Below are 18,351 nucleotides of genomic sequence, written 5' to 3' on the forward strand. Positions count from 1 at the left end.
CCGCTTCGCGACCCAACGGGGGCAAGCCCCCTCGCCACAAAAGCCTCTTTGTCCCTCTTATCGTGCCGCCTTGCGCGGCACGATTTTCTTCAGCAGCAATTTTGCCTTGCCGCGCAACCGCGCCAGACCCGAATCCTTCCCCGGCGGGGTCAGACCCTGCTGCCTCACCCAGTCCTTCCAGCGAATTCGTTCATCGCGAACCAGCCAGCCTTCCTGTCGGGCAAAACTCTCGGCCAGGTACAGTCCGCGCGTGCTGGCCGGGTACAGCTGATCCTTTTTCAAGGTGTACAGCTCGGCCATGGGGTGGCCGTCCTGCAAGGGCATCAAGTACAGATCGGGGCGCTTGCGGTCGAGACGGGCGACGAGTTGATCGCCTTCCAGTCGTTCATCGACATGGAACAGGCTCAGGGATTTGGCTTCCTTGGGTACGTCCAGGCGCAAGTCGTAGATCAGTTGCAGCGAGGCCGTTGGCAAATGCACGTAAGCCCGCGGGCGCTCCATCAGCATCAGGTTGGCGCAACGTACCGGCCGCGCCGAGCCGGACAGTGGTGACAAGCGAAACGGCAGGGCTTCACGGTAATGCAGGGCGGCCGAGTAGGGCGCCGGCAACCAGGTGTCGTTGAACCGCCCGCCGAGCCAACCTTCCGGGGTTTCCAGCAGGCATTCTTCGGCTATCTCCTGGATCGCCGTGTGCAAGGGCAGGTTCAGTTCATGGGCGGGCACGTACCCGGAGATCAGCTTGAGCACCACATCGCCACGGTCCTGCCGGCGTTGGCGCACCAGCACCCAATAGTCGCGATTCTGCCAATGCAGGGTCAGGCGCACCGAAACCCCGAGGTTGGCCAGTTCCAGGGCAAACCGTTCGCTGTCGCCGACCGTCACCGGCCGACGACGTTGCAGGGTCTGGGAGAAATTCAGCGGCCTGCCGACGCTCTGGTAAGCCAGGCCTTCGGGGGTCGCTTCGACGAATAACGGCAGGGTCTTGAAGTTGCTCGGGTTCTTTCTGATGAGCGTACGCGACATGTCGGCTCCTGCTTAAGGCCGCGTGGGCGGCGTCAGTGGCTACGTAGGACCTGGGCAACGGTCGCGACATTGTGGGCGAGGTGCAGCGGATTGATGGTCCCGACAATAGCACTGGCAACACCCGGATGTTCAAACAACAACTCGAAACTGGCGCGCACCGGATCCACGCCCGGACTCAGGCAGACATGACCGCTGGCGAGGGCTTTCTTGACCAGAATGGCTTTGCCGTGTGCAGCAGCATAGTCAATGACGGCCTTTTCGTTTTGTTCGTTCAGATTGTAGGTGACCATCGCGCAGTCGCCTTGCTCCAGTGCCTTCAGGCCACCGTCGACGGTTTTGCCGGAAAAGCCGAAACCGCGAATCTTGCCTTCGGCCTTGAGCGTGGCGAGGGTCTCGTAGACTTCGCAGTCATTGAGGATCGCCAGGTCGTTACCATCGGAGTGCACCAGCACCAGGTCGATGAAGTCTGTTTCCAGGCGTTGCAGGCTGCGCTCCACCGACATACGTGTGTGTGCGGCGCTGAAATCGTGACGGGACTGACCGTCGGCAAACTCTTCGCCGACCTTGCTGACAATCACCCAATCCTGACGCTGACCGCGCAGCAGCGGGCCGAGGCGTTCTTCGCTGCGACCATAGGCCGGGGCGGTGTCGATCAGGTTGATGCCCAGGTCGCGGGCGAGTTTGAGCAGCATGCGTGCTTCATCGTCATCGGGAATCTGGAAGCCGTTGGGGTATTTCACCCCTTGGTCGCGGCCCAGTTTCACCGTGCCCAGGCCCAGGGGTGAAACCAGCAGGCCGGTACTGCCCAACGGGCGATGCAAGTCGTGCAGGGTCGGTTGGCTCATGGCAGCAGTTGCTCCCAGGCCGGTACACCCATCGGCGGCTTCGGCAGTTCAGGCAGTGCTGCCGGGTGGCTTGGCTGGATACCGTCGCGGGTCAGGCTGGCGATCACGCGGTCGGCGAAGTCCGGCGCCAGGGCGAGTTTGGTCGGCCAGCCCACCAGCAGTCGGCCTTCCTCGGCCACAAAGGCGTTGTCGGGACGGGTCAAACCTGATTGCAGCGGTTCGGCGCGATCCACGCGCAAGGTCGCCCATTGCACCGTGCTCAGGTCGATCCATGGCAGCAATTGGCCGAGTTCTTTCTGTGCGGTGGCGATCTGCTCGGCGGGCTCACGGGTCACGCCTTCGGATTCTGCGATATCGCCGCCCAGGTACCAGACCCATTGGCCATCCGCCGCCGGGTGCGTGGTCACGGTGATGCGCGGTTTGGTGCCACCGCCCAGGCAGTGGGCGTACAGCGGTTTGAGGCTTGGCCCCTTGGCGATGATCATGTGCAACGGGCGGCGCTGCATGGCGGGCTGGCTCAGGCCCAGCGTTTCAAGCAATGCCGCGGTTCCGGCACCGGCGCTCAGGACGATGCGCTGGGCACGGATCTCGCGCCCGTCCACCTTCAGGCCGACCAGCACGCCGCCTTCCAGCAACGGCTCGATCTTCTGCCCGGCGAGCAAGCCATCTCCGGCCAGGTCGGCCAGGCGCTGGATCAGGCTCGGCACGTCGACCACCAGTTCCGCCAAGCGATAGACCTTGCCCTTGAAGCGCTTGTCTTGCAGGGCCGGCGGCAATTGCTCGCCCTTGACCTGATCGACGCGACCGCGCACGGCTTTGCTGGCAAAGAAACTGGTGAGGTTGCCGGCGAGGGTGCCGGGGGACCAAAGGTAATGGGCTTCGGACAGCAGGCGTACGCCGGACAGGTCCAACTCGCCGTCACCGGCCAGGGCTTCACGCCAGCGGCGCGGCATGTCGGCGATGGCTTCCGAGGCGCCGGTCAGGGCGCCGTGCAGCGCGTATTTGGCGCCGCCGTGGATGATGCCCTGGGACTTCACACTCTGCCCGCCGCCGAGGCTGGCGCTTTCCACCAGCACGGTCGAAAAACCCTGGCGACGCAGTCGCGCATTCAGCCAGAGGCCGGCGACACCAGCGCCGACAATCAGCACGTCGGTGGAAATAACGGATGGCATGCAGCGACCTCTGTGTTCAAAGCGAAGCCGCAAGTTTCAAGCTTCAAGCTTCAAGCTGCAAGCAAGAGTGGGAGAATATCCCTCTTGCAGCTTATGGCTTGCAGCTTGTAGCTGCTCTTAATGCCCCGCAGTTTTGGAGAACAGCTGGATGACCACAACACCCAGCACAATCAACGCCATCCCCAGCATCGCCGGCACGTCCAGCTTCTGCCCATAGATAAACAGCGCCGCGCCGCTGACCATCACGATCCCCATACCGGCCCACACGGCGTACGCTACGCCCACGGGAACGCTGCGCACCACCAGGGTCAGCATCCAGAAGGCGATGCCGTAACCGACGATGACCAACACCAGTGGCAGCGGGGTGCTGATGCCTTTGACCGCTTTCATCGAAACAGTGGCAATCACTTCGGCGCAGATGGCAATGGCCAGGTAGTAGTAAGCGGTCATGGGTCAATCCTCGTGTGAAGTGTTGCTCTCTGAGGTCGGCATTCTAGAGATTCGCCAGATGCGGTAAAGTCATTACCTATCTGTTTTGAAGATGGGTTGAGCCATGAGTATGCAATGGAATCTGGAGCAGCTGCGGTTGTTTGTCAGCGTAGCGGAGCAGCGGTCGTTTTCTGCCGTGGCGCGGGATCAGCGCAAGGCGCAGTCGGCGGTCAGCAGTTCGATAGCGTTACTGGAGGAAGACCTGGGCGTCAGCCTGTTCGACCGCAGCAGTGGCCGTCAGCCGAAACTCACTGAAGCCGGCACGGCTTTGCTGGACGAAGCACGGGAGGTGTTGCGCCAGTGCGAACGACTCAACGGCCGGGCGCTGGCGATGATGCGCGGGCAGGAGGCGCGACTGCGTGTGGCGCAGGATGAAGCGATGCCTTATCAGCCGATCATCGAGAGCTTCGAGGCCCTGGCGGAAAAATTCCCCAGCCTTGAAGTGCAACTGACCAGCGCCGCCCAAGGCGATGTTGCGCGCAAGCTGGTGGAGCGGCGCGCCGATCTGGGGCTGCTGTTCTTTCACGATCAGATTCCCGAGGCACTTGAGCGACGGGTGCTGGGCAGTGTGGAAATGGTGACGGTGTGCGGCAAGGATCATCCGTTGGCGCTCAAAGGCGCAGTGGACGGCCAACAACTGGCGCAACATCGGCAGTTGCTGATGTCCACGGAGTCGAGCATTTATCCCGGCAGTGATCCTGCCAGCCCGCAAGTCTGGCGCGCCGACAGTTTCTATGTGATGGCCGAATGGCTGGTGCGCGGCCTCGGCTGGGCCTGGTTGCCACGCCACGTGGTGCAGTACCCGACCTATCAGAACCAGATGGTCGAACTGGTCAGCGAATGGACCCCGCCGGCCCTGGTGGTGGAGCTGGTATGGCGCCGGGATGAACCGCTCGGCCCGGCCGCGCGCTGGCTCGCCGAACGTTTTGCCGTGCACTTGCAGGCGATTGGCGAAAAAAGCCGATAAACTCCGCCGCCATGAATAGAACTCTCTACACCGCGCTGTTTTATCTGGGGCTGCCATTGGTAGCGATTCGGCTTTGGCTGCGCGCGCGCAAGGCGCCGGCGTACGCCAGGCGCATCGGCGAGCGCTTTTCCTGCGGGATGCCGGCGATGAAACCGGGCGGTATCTGGGTGCACGCCGTGTCGGTGGGCGAAAGCATTGCGGCCGCACCGATGATTCGCGCCTTGCTGGCGCGTTATCCGGATCTGCCGATCACCGTGACCTGCATGACCCCGACCGGTTCGGAACGCATCCACGCACTGTTCGCCAATGAGCCGCGCATCCAGCACTGTTATCTGCCCTATGACTTGCCTTGCGCTGCCCGGCGCTTCCTCGATCGGGTCCAGCCGAAACTGGCGGTGATCATGGAAACCGAATTGTGGCCCAACCATATCCATCAATGTGCCAAACGCGGGATCCCCGTGGCGCTGGCCAATGCGCGGCTGTCCGAGCGTTCGGCCAAGGGTTACGGTCGGTTCCCCAAGCTGACCCAGCCAATGCTGGCCGAGATGAGTCTGTTCGCGGTGCAGACCGAGGCCGAGGCGCAACGCTTGCGCAACCTGGGCGCGCGGACTGAAACCGTCGAAGTGACCGGTTCGATCAAGTTCGACCTGACCATTGACCCGCAACTGCTGGAGCGCGCCGTTGAATTGCGCGGGCAATGGCAGGCGCTGGAGCGACCGGTGTGGATCGCGGCCAGTACCCATGACGGCGAAGACGAGGTGGTGCTGGCGGCCCACCGTCAGTTGTTGGCCAGTCACCCCGATGCCCTGCTGATTCTGGTGCCGCGTCATCCGGAACGCTTCAATTCGGTGTTCGGGTTGTGCCAGCAACAAGGGTTTGCCACGGTCCGGCGTTCCAGCGGCGATGCGGTCAGCGCGAATACTTCAGTGCTGCTTGGCGACACCATGGGCGAGTTGCTGTTTCTCTACGCACTGGCTGACAGCGCATTCGTCGGTGGCAGCCTGGTGCCGAATGGCGGGCATAACCTGCTGGAACCGGCGGCCCTGGCTAAACCTGTGTTGAGCGGTCCGCATCTTTTCAACTTCCTCGAAATCGCCGCGCAGTTGCGCAGTGCCGGGGCGTTGCAGGAAGTGGAGGATGCCGAAGGGCTGGCGGTGGCGGTGCAGCGGCTGTTCGAACTGCCGCGAGATGCGCAGCGCATGGCAGAGGCCGGGTTGAAAGTGATGCGCGCCAATCAGGGGGCATTGCAGCGGTTGCTGGATGGGTTGGGGCGGTTGATCAAGCGGTAGACCGAGTCGTATTCATTCGCGAGCAGGCTCGCTCCCACACTCGAAACACTGTGGGAGCGAGCCTGCTCGCGAAGCTTTTGCTTTTACTGATCAGGCCGCGCTTTCAACTGCTCCTCTGCCGCCTTGGCCAGATCCGGTGGCAGGAAGTCCTTGTCCGGGTTGTAGTTCGGATTGAGCCAGCGTGCCAGGACTTGCAGATCCCCCGGATTCAATGTGCCGGCCTGTTGCTTCAAGCGCAGGTTGTCGAGGATGTAGTCGTAGCGGGTGTTGTTGTAGTCGCGCACCGAGGTGTAGAGCTGACGCTGCGCATCCAGCACGTCGACGATGTTTCGCGTACCCACCTGATAGCCGATTTCAGTTGCTTCCACCGCGCTCTGGTTGGAGATGATCGATTGCTTGCGCGCCTGTACCTGCTCGACATCGGTGTTCACCGCGCGGTGCAGGTCGCGGGTGTTTTCCACGATCTGTCGGCGCAGGGATTCGCGTTGCTGCTCGGTCTGGTCCAGTTGTGCATAGGACTGACGCACCTGGGAGTTGATCAGGCCGCCGCTGTAGATCGGGATGTTCAGTTGCAGGCCCAAGGTCGTTTGCTCGACGTTGCCGCCGTATGCCTGGGGCAGGTTGTTCGGGTTGCTGAAGCCCAGTGCATCGTTGTCACCTTTCTCGTACTTGGCGACCGCATCAACCGTTGGCAAGTGCCCGGACCTGCGCTGCTTGAGGGTCTGCTCGGCGGCGCTGACGGCATAGTTGCTGGCCAACAGATTGAGGTTCTGCCTGCCCGCCGTTTCGACCCAGGCCTTGGCGTCGTTCGGTACTGGCGGCAGGATCGGCAGGTTATGGCTGATGCCCCAGATTGAGTTGTACTGACGGTTGGTCAGGGTGATCAATGCTTCAAAGGCGTCGTCCACCTGGCGCTGAGCAACGATGCGGTTGGCGCGCGCGGTGTCGTAGCTGGCCTGTGAGTTCAAGACGTCGGTCTTGTCCGAGAGGCCGACATCGAAACGTTCGTTGGATTGGTCGAGCTGGCGTTTGAACGCCGCTTCTTCGGCCTTGGTCGAGGCCAGGTTGTCCTGGCTGCGCAGCACGTTGAAATAGCTGTCAGCGGTTTGCAGGATCAGGTTTTGCTCGGTCGCCGAGAGCTGCAGGGCAGCCTGTTCGTTGACTTCCTTGGCGGCCTGGAACTGGAACCAGCGATCGGCGCGGAACAGCGGCTGCGCCAAAGTGGCCTGGTAGGAATGAGCATCGCGGTTGGTCGTGCCCGAAGGTTGATCGAGCGAGGTGCGCACCTCGGCAACATTGGCGCCGCCCGAGAGGTTCGGCAGCAGCCCGGCGCGGGCCTGGGGTACGACTTCTTTCTGCGCGCCGTATTGGGCGATGGCAGCCGCCAGGTCGGCGTTGTTGTTGACGGCTTCCTGATACACGCTGACCAGGTCCGTCTTGGCCGATAAGGGCACATCTGCTGCCCAGGCCATTCCGTTGGACGCACAAGACACGGCGAGGGCCAGTGAGAGTTTGCGCAGCATAGACGATCCCTAGAATTGATATTACAGAGGTAATTTGAGCGCCAAGGCTAAGGCCCCGCTTTGACAGCGTCAATGCCGGCTCAGCGTAGCGAGTGTAGTTGTGCATTGGGGCGGCAACAATCCTGATACTGCGTGTAATTACGCCATTCATCACGGTATTTGCAGTGGGGTTGGCGTTCTTTGCCAGTTGTGTCTAGACTGGCCGGGTTCTTGTCGGGGTGCCTTGCTATGAGGCTGAGATCGAATAATTTCGGATCCCGTTGAACCTGATCAGGTTAGCGCCTGCGTAGGGAACAAGATTTCTCGTCACCCGGCGAGTCCTCTTGTGCTTCGTCCGGGATGTTGTTCGACAATCGAACACCCCTCGAGCACTGAGCACAGCACAGCTGGTCTTCCCAGCGCCCGTGCGTCCATTCGTTTACAGGTTCGCTCCGACAAAAATCCACTGCCTGGATGTGTGTCTGGAGAGCCCGTGATGACTACAAAAGCAAAAATCGCCACTAACCTGAGTGACTCGGCCAAGGTCGATCAGCAATCGGTTCAGCCGTTTACCCGCTCGCAAAAAATCTATGTTCAGGGCACACGCCCGGACATCCTCGTGCCGATGCGCGAAATCAGCCTGGACGTGACGCCGACCGACTTCGGTGGCGAGGTCAACGCACCGGTAGTGGTGTACGACACTTCGGGCCCGTACACCGACCCCAATGTCATCATCGATGTGCGTAAAGGCCTGGCCGACGTGCGTTCGCCGTGGATCGAATCCCGTGGCGACACCGAGCGCCTGAGCGGCCTGAGCTCGAATTTCGGCCAGGAGCGCCTTGCCGATCCGGAGCTGACCAAGCTGCGCTTCGCCCACGTCAACAACCCGCGCCGCGCCAAGCCGGGTGCCAACGTCAGCCAGATGCACTACGCGCGCCAAGGCATCATCACCGCCGAGATGGAATACGTTGCCATCCGCGAAAACATGAAGCTGGAAGTGGCCCGCGCCGCCGGCCTGCTGGACCAGCAACACGCCGGCCACAGCTTCGGCGCCAGTGTGCCGAAAATCATCACCCCCGAATTCGTCCGTGACGAAATCGCCCGTGGCCGCGCGATCATTCCGGCCAACATCAACCACACCGAACTGGAACCGATGATCATCGGCCGTAACTTCCTGGTGAAGATCAACGGCAACATCGGCAACAGCGCACTGGGTTCGTCGATCGAAGAAGAAGTGGCGAAACTGACCTGGGGTATTCGCTGGGGTTCGGACACGGTCATGGACCTGTCCACCGGCAAGCACATCCACGAAACCCGCGAGTGGATCATCCGCAACTCGCCGGTGCCGATCGGTACGGTTCCGATCTACCAGGCCCTGGAGAAAGTCGGCGGCGCGGCCGAAGACCTGACCTGGGAGCTGTTCCGCGACACGCTGATCGAGCAGGCCGAGCAGGGCGTCGACTACTTCACCATCCACGCCGGCGTGCTGCTGCGCTACGTGCCGATGACCGCCAAGCGCGTGACCGGCATCGTCTCCCGTGGCGGTTCGATCATGGCCAAGTGGTGCCTGGCGCACCACAAAGAGAACTTCCTCTACACCCATTTCGAAGACATCTGCGAAATCATGAAGGCCTACGACGTCAGCTTCTCGCTGGGCGATGGCCTGCGTCCGGGCTCGATTGCCGACGCCAACGACGAAGCGCAGTTCGGCGAACTGGAGACCCTCGGCGAGCTGACCAAGATTGCCTGGAAGCACGACGTGCAGTGCATGATCGAAGGCCCGGGCCACGTGCCGATGCAGCTGATCAAAGAGAACATGGACAAGCAGCTGGAGTGCTGCGACGAGGCGCCGTTCTACACCCTCGGCCCGCTGACCACCGACATCGCGCCGGGCTACGATCACATCACCTCCGGTATCGGCGCGGCGATGATCGGCTGGTTCGGTTGCGCCATGCTCTGCTACGTGACGCCGAAGGAGCACTTGGGCCTGCCGAACAAGGATGACGTGAAGACCGGGATCATCACCTACAAGATCGCCGCGCATGCCGCCGATCTGGCGAAGGGGCACCCGGGCGCACAGATCCGCGACAATGCCTTGAGCAAGGCGCGTTTCGAGTTCCGTTGGGAAGACCAGTTCAACCTGGGGCTCGATCCGGACACCGCGCGTTCGTATCACGACGAAACCCTGCCGAAGGATTCGGCCAAGGTCGCGCACTTCTGCTCGATGTGCGGGCCGAAATTCTGCTCGATGAAGATCACCCAGGAAGTCCGCGAGTATGCGGCCAACCAACGGATCGAAGCGGTCGACGTGGACGTCGCCCAGGGCATGGCCGAACAGGCCGAGCGCTTCAAGCAGGAAGGCAGTCAGCTGTACCAGAAAGTTTGATTCGGCACTGATAACCCTGTGGCGAGGGGGCTTGTCGGGCCGCCGCACCGCCCCGTTCGGCCGCGAAGCGGTCGTAAATCCGGCGATGAGTTCTCACAGGCAGAATTCAGTTGTCTGTTTTGGGGCTGCTTCGCAGCCCCAACGGGGGCAAGCCCCCTCGCCACAAGGGCGTGTGTGAACAACACAACAACAAATGTCCCTCTGAGATAACACCCTTGAGCATTCAACCCAGCACTTATTCTCCCGATATCGCAGTGCCGACCGACAAACGTGTCTTCGGCGGCCGCGACCTGTTTTCCCTGTGGTTCTCCCTCGGCATCGGCCTGATGGTCCTGCAGACCGGTGCATTGCTCGCGCCGGGCCTGGGCCTGTCCGGATCGTTGCTGGCAATTTTTCTCGGCACCCTGGTCGGCGTTCTGCTGCTGGCCACCGTCGGGGTGATCGGCAGTGACACCGGCCTGTCGTCGATGGCCGCGCTCAAGCTCAGCTTAGGCGCCAAAGGCGCGAGCCTGCCGGCGGTGTTGAACCTGCTGCAACTGATCGGCTGGGGTTCGTTCGAAATCATCGTCATGCGCGATGCCGCCAGCCTGTTGGGCGCGAAGGCTTTCAGCGAAGGCAGCCTGCTGTCCAATCCCGTGCTGTGGACGCTGTTCTTCGGCGCACTGGCGACCTTGCTGGCCGTCAGCGGTCCGCTGACTTTCGTGCGGCAGATCCTGCGCAAATGGGGCATCTGGCTGCTGCTGGCCGCGTGCACCTGGCTGACCTGGAACCTGTTCGCCAAGGCTGACCTGGCCGCGTTGTGGGCCCAGGCCGGTGACGGGTCGATGCCGTTCGCCGTGGGGTTCGACATCGCCATTGCCATGCCGCTCTCGTGGTTGCCGCTGATCGCCGACTACTCGCGCTTCGGCAAACGGGCGAAAAACGTCTTCGGTGGCACCGCCATCGGTTTCTTCATCGGTAATTTCTGGCTGATGAGCCTGGGCGTGGCCTACACCCTGGCGTTCGCGCCGAGCGGTGAAGTCAATGCCTTGCTGCTGGCGCTGGCCGGTGCCGGCCTGGGGATTCCGCTGCTGCTGATTCTTCTGGATGAATCGGAAAACGCCTTTGCCGATATTCACTCGGCGGCGGTGTCCAGCGGGATTCTGCTGCGCGCCAAAGTCGAGCACCTGGCACTGGCCATCGGCGTTATCTGCACGCTGATTGCCCTGCTGGCGCCATTGGCTCAGTACCAGAACTTCCTGTTGCTTATCGGTTCGGTGTTTGCGCCGTTGTTCGGCGTGGTGTTGGTGGATCACTTCATCCTGCGCAAGCGCAGCGCCCAGGTGGCCTCGGCCGCACTGCGCTGGCCGGCGCTGCTCGCCTGGCTGGGCGGGGTCAGCACCTATCACTTGTTGGCCAACCTGTATCCGGACATCGGTGCAACCCTGCCGGCACTGGTAGTGGCAGGGTTGCTCCAGCTCGTGCTGGGCCGGGCCTTCAGTTACGGCCGGGAAACAGCTCGGGCTTGATGATGCCGTTCAGGCGAGGGTAGGGGATCTTCAGTTCGACATGGCCCAGCGCGTAAGGCGCGATGGTGCTGGTTTCGTACTTGAGGATCACCCCTCCGTAGGTCAGCGCCACGTTCTGGGTTTTCTGGAACGGCCAGCTCTTCACGAACTCCGGTTCCTGATCGAGCTTGGTGCTGATCAGCCAGCTGTTGTGTGCCACTTGCGCGGCTTTCCAGAACGCGTCTTCCTGCCCTGGCACCAGCATGTCCGACAGCGTCAACACTTTATGCTGCTGGCGCGAATAGTTGATGAAACCTCGACCTGGGGTGCCATGGGCACCGCCAGTGTCCAGGTAGCTGGACAATTCGACGATCACCAAGCCGTCATGCTGCTCGCGTACCTTTGCCTGCAGATAGCTGCTGTTGCGCGGGCCGGCGGTGCGCAAAAACTCATCGCGATAGGCTGCCAGGGTCGGCGCGACGGGGGCGTCAGGCGAGGTACGGGTCAATTGCAGCAGGCGTTTTTCGATGATGCCGTCCAGTGCAGGCTCGTCCGGGAAGTGCAGGGTGTCGATGTTGACCAGCGGGCAATCCGGGTTGCTGCAACCGGGCTTGAGTTGCTCGGAGGCGTCGCGGGTGGTTTCCAGCGGCGTCCGGTAGTTGGGCTGGAACAGGCTCGCGCAAGCGCCCAGGGTCAGGGCGATAGCGGCCACGGAGGCGATTTTGAAAAGCAACATGAGCGTCCTTTCTGAAACAGGGGAAGGCAAAAAGTTACCGGCTTCGACTCTCAACAAAGCAGTCAGTTCGCCACTAAGCTAATTAGAGTGGGTTTCGCCCTCACCGTCTATCCCGCTGACGGGAAAGGGGCTGCATCAAACGTCACGGGCGCGTTAGGATGGCGCGAAGTCGAGGCCCAGGAAAAAAGCAACCTCGAACAGGATTTGCAGTAAAAGAGGATAGTCATGACGGATTTTGCCAACGCCATTCCGACCGCCGTTGATATCGTGCGGCGCGAAAAGTGCTACGAGGGCTTCTACAAACTCGAACGCGTGCACTTGCGCCACGAATTGTTCGCCGGGGGCATGAGCCGCGAGATCAATCGTGAAGTGTTCGTTCGCCATGACGCGGTCTGCATGCTGCCTTACGACCCGCAGCGCGATGAAGTGGTGCTGATCGAGCAGTTTCGCGTCGGTGCCATGGGCAAGACCGACAACCCGTGGCTGATCGAACTGGTCGCTGGTCTGATCGACAAGGATGAAGTGCCGGAAGCAGTTGCTCACCGCGAGGCGCAGGAGGAAGCTGGGCTGGTAATCGGGGCGCTCTGGCCGATGCTCAAATATTTTCCATCGCCGGGCGGCAGCAACGAGTTCGTGCATTTGTACCTGGGGCGTTGTGACACCACCGGGGTTGGCGGCCTGCATGGGCTGGAGGAAGAGGCAGAAGATATTCGCGTCACGGTCTGGGCTTTCGAAGATGCCCTGCAAGCCGTGCGCGACGGACGTATTGCCAACGCGGCGAGCATCATTGCCTTGCAATGGCTGGCTTTGAACCGTGTTGAAGTGAGGGGGTTATGGTCGTAAACAAGCTGCGCGATCGCTATCGGGTGGACCTGGTGGGGCTGCAAGCGTCCTGCGAGGCGAACTACGCGCGCCTGATGCGACTGCTGCCGGACATGCGCAGCGAGCCTGCCGCGCGGCGCATCGCCGTGACCCATGGCGACCAGATGCTCGGCGTGCTGGCCCTGGAAGTGCTGCTGACCTGTCCTTACACCACGACCCTGCAAGTGCGTCAGGAGCACAGCCTGCCCTGGCTGCCGGTGCCGCAACTGGAAGTGCAGGTCTATCACGACGCGCGCATGGCCGAAGTGGTCAGCGCCGAACATGCACGACGCTTTCGCGGCATCTATCCTTACCCGAATGCCTCGATGCACCAGCCGGACGAAAAGGCCCAGCTGAACATGTTTCTGGGCGAATGGCTGAGCCATTGCCTGGCGCTGGGGCATGAGTACGAAGTAGTACGTTAGTTGTGAAGCGCAGTTGTGAACTGTGTCAGGTTCACAGGTTTCCCCTTTTGATCGTCCCCCAGCATAATTGCGGCACTTATCCATCCCCGTGATCACGCCCTGGGAGAACGCCTTGCCGAGCGTATCCACATTGACCACCGCCGATCCGGCGTTGCTGGTGCAAATCTCCGACAGCCACCTGTTTGCCGAAGCGGACGGCGTGTTGCTGGGCATGAACACCCGCGACAGCCTGCAAAAGGTCATCGAACTGGTGCGCGCGCAACAGCCGCGGATTGACTTGATCCTGGCCACAGGTGACCTGTCCCAGGACGGGACGCTGGAGTCCTACCAGCTGTTTCGCGACATGACGCGCCAGCTCGATGCGCCGGCGCGCTGGATTCCCGGCAATCACGATGAGCCGCAGATCATGGCCGAGGCGGCGGTGCAGAGCGCTTTGCTGGAACCTGTGGTGGATATCGGCAACTGGCGGGTCACCTTGCTCGATTCGGCGGTGCCAGGCTCGGTGCCGGGTTATTTGCAGGATGAACAGCTGCAGTTGCTCGCCCGCTCGTTGAGCGAAGCGCCGGAACGCCATCATCTGGTGTGCTTCCACCATCACCCGGTGTCCATCGGTTGTGCATGGATGGAGCCGATTGGCTTGCGCAATCCCGAGGCGCTGTTCGCCGTGCTGGACCGTTTCGAACAGGTGCGTGCAGTGTTGTGGGGGCATGTGCATCAGGAAGTCGACCAGATGCGCAATGGTGTGCGGTTGATCGCCTCGCCCTCGACCTGCATCCAGTTCGAGCCGGGGAGCGAGGATTTCAAGGTCGGGGAACAGGCGCCGGGCTATCGCTGGTTGCGGTTGCTGCCCGACGGGCGGCTGGAAACCGGGGTGGAGCGGGTCACCGGGTTTGATTTCACCGTGGATTACGGTTCCAACGGCTACTGAAACACCCCCCCCTGTAGGAGCAGCCGGTCGACGCTCGATTGCTCGCGATTAGCCTGAGAGCGCCGCAGGGCGCCAGGTTTTCACCGTTATCGTTGACGACCATCGCGAGCAAGCTCGCTCCTACAGTAAACTCCGCCTCTTTAGCCGACGCACAGGGAGCTCAAATGTCCGGTTCGATCCTTTATATCCACGGCTTCAACAGCTCGCCGTTGTCGAAGAAGGCCTGCCAGTTGATCGACGTGATGGAGCGACTGGGCCTGAGCGAACACTTGCGTGTTCCGGCATTGCACCACCACCCGCGCCGCGCTATCGAGCAGCTGGAACAGGCGATCGCCGAGCTGGGGCGACCACTGCTGGTCGGCAGCTCGCTCGGCGGCTACTATGCCACTCACTTGGCTGAGCGCCTTGGCTTGAAAGCCCTGTTGATCAACCCTGCCGTCAGCCCGCACCGGATGTTCGACGGCTTTCTGGGGACGCAGAAAAACCTGTATACCGAAGAGACCTGGGAAATGACCCACGACCACGTGACGGCCCTGGCCGAACTGGAAGTGCCGGCACCCCAGGAACCGCAGCGTTATCAGGTATGGTTGCAGACAGCTGACGAAACGCTGGACTATCGCCTCGCCCAGCAGTATTACCGGGCATGCGCCTTGCGTATCCAGGCCGGCGGCGACCACAGTTTCCAGGGTTTTGCCACGCGACTGCCGGCCATGTTGAGTTTTGCCGGCATTGGCGCCGATTTGTATCAGGCAATCGATTTCACCGCATTGTGAGCGATAGCCCATGAATTCTTTTTTCACCGAACACTGACGACGAGACCCCATGGCCACTCCCAGCGCTAGCTCTTATAACGCAGACGCCATCGAAGTCCTCTCGGGCCTCGACCCGGTGCGCAAACGCCCCGGCATGTACACCGACACCAGTCGGCCGAACCACCTTGCCCAGGAAGTCATCGACAACAGTGTCGACGAAGCCTTGGCCGGGCATGCCACATCGGTACAGGTGATCCTGCATGCCGACCATTCCGTAGAAGTCAGCGACGACGGCCGTGGCATGCCGGTGGACATTCACCCCGAGGAAGGAGTTTCGGGCGTTGAGTTGATCCTCACCAAGCTGCATGCCGGTGGCAAGTTCTCCAACAAGAACTACCAGTTCTCCGGCGGTCTGCACGGGGTGGGTATTTCCGTGGTCAACGCCTTGTCCACCGAAGTGCGGGTGCGGGTAAAGCGTGACGGCAACGAATACCAGATGACCTTCAAGGATGGCTACAAGGCCACCGAGCTGGAGATCATCGGTACGGTCGGCAAGCGCAACACCGGCACCAGCGTGTTCTTTGCGCCGGATCCGAAATACTTCGACTCCCCAAAATTCTCCATCAGCCGCCTCAAGCATGTGCTCAAGGCCAAGGCCGTTCTGTGCCCGGGCTTGCTGGTCAGCTTTGAAGACAAGGCCACCGGCGAGAAAGTCGAATGGCATTACGAAGACGGCTTGCGTTCCTACCTGGTGGATGCGGTCAGCGAATTCGAGCGCCTGCCGAACGAACCGTTCTGCGGCGCTTTTGCCGGTAACAAGGAAGCCGTGGATTGGGCGCTGCTGTGGCTGCCGGAAGGCGGCGATGCGGTGCAGGAAAGTTACGTCAACCTGATCCCGACCGCCCAGGGCGGTACCCACGTCAACGGCTTGCGCCAAGGCCTGCTCGACGCCATGCGCGAGTTCTGCGAGTTCCGCAGCCTGCTGCCGCGTGGTGTGAAGCTGGCGCCGGAAGACGTCTGGGAGCGCATCGCCTTCGTGCTGTCGATGAAGATGCAGGAACCGCAATTCTCCGGCCAGACCAAGGAGCGCCTGTCTTCTCGTGAAGCGGCGGCGTTCGTCTCCGGTGTGGTCAAGGATGCGTTCAGCCTGTGGCTCAACGCCAACCCGGAAACCGGCATGCTGCTGGCGGAACTGGCGATCAACAACGCCGGTCGTCGCCTCAAGGCCAGCAAGAAGGTCGAGCGCAAACGCATTACCCAAGGCCCGGCGCTGCCGGGCAAGCTGGCCGATTGTGCCGGGCAAGACCCGATGCGTTCCGAGCTGTTCCTGGTCGAAGGTGATTCCGCTGGCGGCTCGGCCAAACAGGCGCGGGACAAGGAATTCCAGGCGATCCTGCCGTTGCGCGGCAAGATCCTCAACACCTGGGAAGTCGACGGCAGCGAAGTGCTCGCCAGTCAGGAAGTGCACAACATTGCCGTGGCCATCGGCGTCGATCCAGGCGCGGCGGACATGAGCCAGCTGCGCTACGGCAAGATCTGCATCCTCGCCGACGCCGACTCCGACGGTCTGCACATCGCAACTTTGCTGTGCGCCTTGTTCGTCCAGCATTTCCGCCCGTTGGTGGATGCCGGTCACGTCTACGTCGCGATGCCGCCGTTGTACCGCATCGACCTGGGCAAAGAGATCTACTACGCCCTCGATGAAGCCGAGCGCGATGGCATCCTCGATCGCCTGGTGGCCGAGAAGAAGCGCGGCAAGCCGCAAGTCACCCGATTCAAGGGGCTGGGCGAAATGAACCCGCCGCAGTTGCGCGAGACCACCATGGACCCGAACACTCGGCGTCTGGTGCAGTTGACCCTGGAAGATTTCGAGGCTACCTCGGAAATGATGGACATGCTGCTGGCGAAGAAACGCGCCGGTGACCGCAAGACCTGGCTGGAGTCCAAGGGCAACCTGGCCGAGGTGCTGGGCTGATGCGTCTGGGCTTTGCCCTGGCCTGTGGGTTGCTGCTGACGTCGATTACGGTATTTGCCGAGCCGGCGCCACAGCTGCGCCTGTTGTCCGGGCATGCCGTCGAAGGCATGCGCGGCGGCAACCTGTCCGGGCTGGCGCAGTGCGGCAATGACCTGTGGACGGTTTCCGACCGTGATGATGACCAGATCTACCGCCTCGATACCCGCGAATCCGTATGGCAGGCCGAAACGGTGCACATCGACGTACCGACGGTGCCTGACAGCGGTTTGCCTTGGGGGCTGAAGGCTCGCGTCTGGGGGGCTTCGTTTGTGCGTGGCGGTGATCTGGACTTCGAAGGCATCACCTGCGACAGCGCCGGCAATCGCTACATCGTCAGCGAAGGCCATGCCGCTGTCTTGCAAGTGCCGCCAACGGGGCCTGCCACCTGGCTGAAAGTTTCGCCAATGATGGTTCGCGAAGCACGGGCCAGAGGCCTGCTGTTGCAATTCAATGCGCTGTTCGAAGGGCTGGTGATCAATCCGGCGGGGGATCAGATGTGGCTCGCCGCCGAGCGTCAAGGCCGGGGACTGCTGATGATCAAGCGCCAGCAGACGTTGTGGGATTGCGACGGTGGTTGCGTGCTGCTGAGCGAGGCGGGCATGGAAATGCAGCCCGAGCAGTTTCCCCATGCCAAGCCTGTCCCGCGGGATTTTTCTGACCTGTCGCTGTTCAACGGCAAGCTGTTCACCCTTGAACGCAATGCCTTCCAGATCTGCCGCCGTGATGCACAGACGGCCAAGGTCGAGCGCTGCTGGTCGTACGCCGACGAGCTGTTGCAGGAAAACCGTCGTTATTCACAGAATTACGGGTTGGAAGAAGCGTTGATCGTGGATGCCGATGGCGCCTGGATCGGCGTTGACAATAACTTCGGCGCGCGCGCCGATGGCGAAGTCCGCCCGGTGGTCTGGCGCTTCGCTGCACCGGACGGTGGCTGGAGTGCCAATCCATGAGGCAACAAAGCCCGGGGCAGCGAATCGGCCGGGTGTTCATGGTGCTGGCCTGGTGTGCGGCGCTGTTTCTGGCCACGCGTTTTTTCGGCCAGTGGGAAGCGCGTCAGCAAAATCCGAATGTGGTAGTCAGTTCGGAGCAGGGCGAAGGTTTCATCGAGGTGAAACTGGTGAGCAATGTGCAGGGGCATTTCGTCGCCAGCGGCCAGATCAACGGCCAGCCGGTGGACTTCATGCTCGATACCGGGGCGACCGATGTATCGATCCCTCTGGACCTGGCCAAGCGTTTGAAGCTCGAAGAAGGATTCGGCGTGACCCTGAGCACGGCCAATGGCCTGAGCCAGGGCTATCGCACCCGTATCGAGCGCCTGCAACTGGGCGACATCGTGCTGCGGGATGTACGCGCACTGGTGGCCCCGGGGCTGCATGGCGATCAGGTGTTGCTCGGCATGAGCGCACTGAACAAACTTGAATTTACCCAGCGCGGTGGCACCATGCTGCTGCGCCAGACAACGAACCGATGAGGCC

17 protein-coding genes and 1 riboswitch are annotated in these 18,351 nt (G+C 61.8%); of the genes, 11 read left to right on the forward strand and 6 right to left on the reverse strand.

Annotated elements, in window-relative coordinates:
* Positions 1–57 precede the first annotated feature (57 nt).
* From KGB07_RS19665 to KGB07_RS19680, 4 genes are all read right to left on the reverse strand, one after another.
* Positions 58–1,023 carry a hypothetical protein gene (locus KGB07_RS19665; protein ID WP_046039764.1) on the reverse strand — a complete coding sequence of 322 codons (966 nt, stop codon included), beginning with the start codon at positions 1,021–1,023 and terminating at the stop codon, positions 58–60.
* Between the two features lie 32 nt (positions 1,024–1,055).
* Complete coding sequence (locus KGB07_RS19670) at positions 1,056–1,868, reverse strand: aldo/keto reductase (RefSeq protein ID WP_046039765.1); 813 nt, start codon at positions 1,866–1,868, stop codon at positions 1,056–1,058.
* Positions 1,865–3,040 carry an NAD(P)/FAD-dependent oxidoreductase gene (locus KGB07_RS19675; RefSeq protein ID WP_046039767.1) on the reverse strand — a complete coding sequence of 392 codons (1,176 nt, stop codon included), beginning with the start codon at positions 3,038–3,040 and terminating at the stop codon, positions 1,865–1,867. The genes KGB07_RS19670 and KGB07_RS19675 overlap by 4 nt, the downstream gene beginning before the upstream one ends.
* A gap of 117 nt (positions 3,041–3,157) precedes the next feature.
* Positions 3,158–3,490 carry a DMT family transporter gene (locus KGB07_RS19680; protein WP_223466318.1) on the reverse strand — a complete coding sequence of 111 codons (333 nt, stop codon included), beginning with the start codon at positions 3,488–3,490 and terminating at the stop codon, positions 3,158–3,160.
* 103 nt (positions 3,491–3,593) lie between these two features.
* On the opposite strand from KGB07_RS19680, the gene KGB07_RS19685 reads away from it, so the two are divergent.
* Both KGB07_RS19685 and waaA read left to right on the forward strand, forming a co-directional pair.
* Positions 3,594–4,496 carry a LysR family transcriptional regulator gene (locus KGB07_RS19685; RefSeq protein WP_185754764.1) on the forward strand — a complete coding sequence of 301 codons (903 nt, stop codon included), beginning with the start codon at positions 3,594–3,596 and terminating at the stop codon, positions 4,494–4,496.
* A gap of 11 nt (positions 4,497–4,507) precedes the next feature.
* Positions 4,508–5,785, forward strand: coding sequence for a lipid IV(A) 3-deoxy-D-manno-octulosonic acid transferase (waaA, locus tag KGB07_RS19690; protein WP_223466319.1), 1,278 nt, complete (start codon positions 4,508–4,510; stop codon positions 5,783–5,785).
* 83 nt (positions 5,786–5,868) lie between these two features.
* Here the strand turns inward: waaA and KGB07_RS19695 are convergent, their stop codons facing one another.
* The gene (locus KGB07_RS19695; protein ID WP_046039773.1) at positions 5,869–7,308 is read right to left on the reverse strand and encodes a TolC family outer membrane protein; all 1,440 of its coding nucleotides are present in this window, start codon (positions 7,306–7,308) and stop codon (positions 5,869–5,871) included.
* A gap of 204 nt (positions 7,309–7,512) precedes the next feature.
* A riboswitch (TPP riboswitch) is annotated at positions 7,513–7,618 on the forward strand.
* Positions 7,619–7,783: 165 nt separating this feature from the next.
* On the opposite strand from KGB07_RS19695, the gene thiC reads away from it, so the two are divergent.
* Positions 7,784–9,673 (forward strand): phosphomethylpyrimidine synthase ThiC, encoded by a 1,890-nt coding sequence (thiC, locus tag KGB07_RS19700; protein ID WP_046039775.1) that lies wholly within the window; start codon positions 7,784–7,786, stop codon positions 9,671–9,673.
* A gap of 215 nt (positions 9,674–9,888) precedes the next feature.
* The gene (gene cytX / locus KGB07_RS19705) at positions 9,889–11,181 is read left to right on the forward strand and encodes a putative hydroxymethylpyrimidine transporter CytX (RefSeq protein ID WP_046039777.1); all 1,293 of its coding nucleotides are present in this window, start codon (positions 9,889–9,891) and stop codon (positions 11,179–11,181) included.
* Here cytX and KGB07_RS19710 read toward each other — a convergent pair.
* Positions 11,150–11,896 carry an RsiV family protein gene (locus tag KGB07_RS19710; protein ID WP_223466321.1) on the reverse strand — a complete coding sequence of 249 codons (747 nt, stop codon included), beginning with the start codon at positions 11,894–11,896 and terminating at the stop codon, positions 11,150–11,152. The two genes, cytX and KGB07_RS19710, sit on opposite strands and share 32 nt — an antisense overlap.
* A gap of 225 nt (positions 11,897–12,121) precedes the next feature.
* Here KGB07_RS19710 and KGB07_RS19715 point away from each other — a divergent pair, with 225 nt between their 5' ends.
* The 7 genes from KGB07_RS19715 (at position 12,122) to KGB07_RS19745 (ending at position 18,347) form a co-directional block, all read left to right on the forward strand.
* Positions 12,122–12,739 carry an NUDIX domain-containing protein gene (locus tag KGB07_RS19715; RefSeq protein WP_008016925.1) on the forward strand — a complete coding sequence of 206 codons (618 nt, stop codon included), beginning with the start codon at positions 12,122–12,124 and terminating at the stop codon, positions 12,737–12,739.
* Positions 12,730–13,182: a DUF1249 domain-containing protein gene (locus KGB07_RS19720; RefSeq protein ID WP_007977461.1), complete on the forward strand. Its 453-nt coding sequence runs from the start codon at positions 12,730–12,732 to the stop codon at positions 13,180–13,182. Before KGB07_RS19715 ends, KGB07_RS19720 begins: the two co-directional genes overlap by 10 nt.
* Positions 13,183–13,294: 112 nt before the next feature.
* Positions 13,295–14,110, forward strand: a complete 816-nt coding sequence (gene cpdA, locus KGB07_RS19725) for a 3',5'-cyclic-AMP phosphodiesterase (RefSeq protein ID WP_046039783.1) — start codon at positions 13,295–13,297, stop codon at positions 14,108–14,110.
* A 164-nt stretch (positions 14,111–14,274) separates the two neighbouring features.
* The gene (locus KGB07_RS19730; protein WP_046039786.1) at positions 14,275–14,883 is read left to right on the forward strand and encodes a YqiA/YcfP family alpha/beta fold hydrolase; all 609 of its coding nucleotides are present in this window, start codon (positions 14,275–14,277) and stop codon (positions 14,881–14,883) included.
* 49 nt (positions 14,884–14,932) lie between these two features.
* The gene (gene parE / locus KGB07_RS19735; RefSeq protein WP_046039788.1) at positions 14,933–16,837 is read left to right on the forward strand and encodes a DNA topoisomerase IV subunit B; all 1,905 of its coding nucleotides are present in this window, start codon (positions 14,933–14,935) and stop codon (positions 16,835–16,837) included.
* Entirely contained in the window at positions 16,837–17,826 is a 990-nt protein-coding gene (locus KGB07_RS19740) for an esterase-like activity of phytase family protein (protein WP_046039789.1), read from the forward strand. Before parE ends, KGB07_RS19740 begins: the two co-directional genes overlap by 1 nt.
* Positions 17,823–18,347, forward strand: coding sequence for a TIGR02281 family clan AA aspartic protease (locus KGB07_RS19745; RefSeq protein WP_046039790.1), 525 nt, complete (start codon positions 17,823–17,825; stop codon positions 18,345–18,347). The genes KGB07_RS19740 and KGB07_RS19745 overlap by 4 nt, the downstream gene beginning before the upstream one ends.
* The last annotated feature ends 4 nt before the right edge of the window (positions 18,348–18,351 follow it).

Origin of the sequence: Pseudomonas sp. GL-RE-26 (assembly GCF_019956275.1) — a bacterium.
Classification (GTDB): Bacteria; Pseudomonadota; Gammaproteobacteria; order Pseudomonadales; family Pseudomonadaceae; genus Aquipseudomonas; species Aquipseudomonas grandcourensis.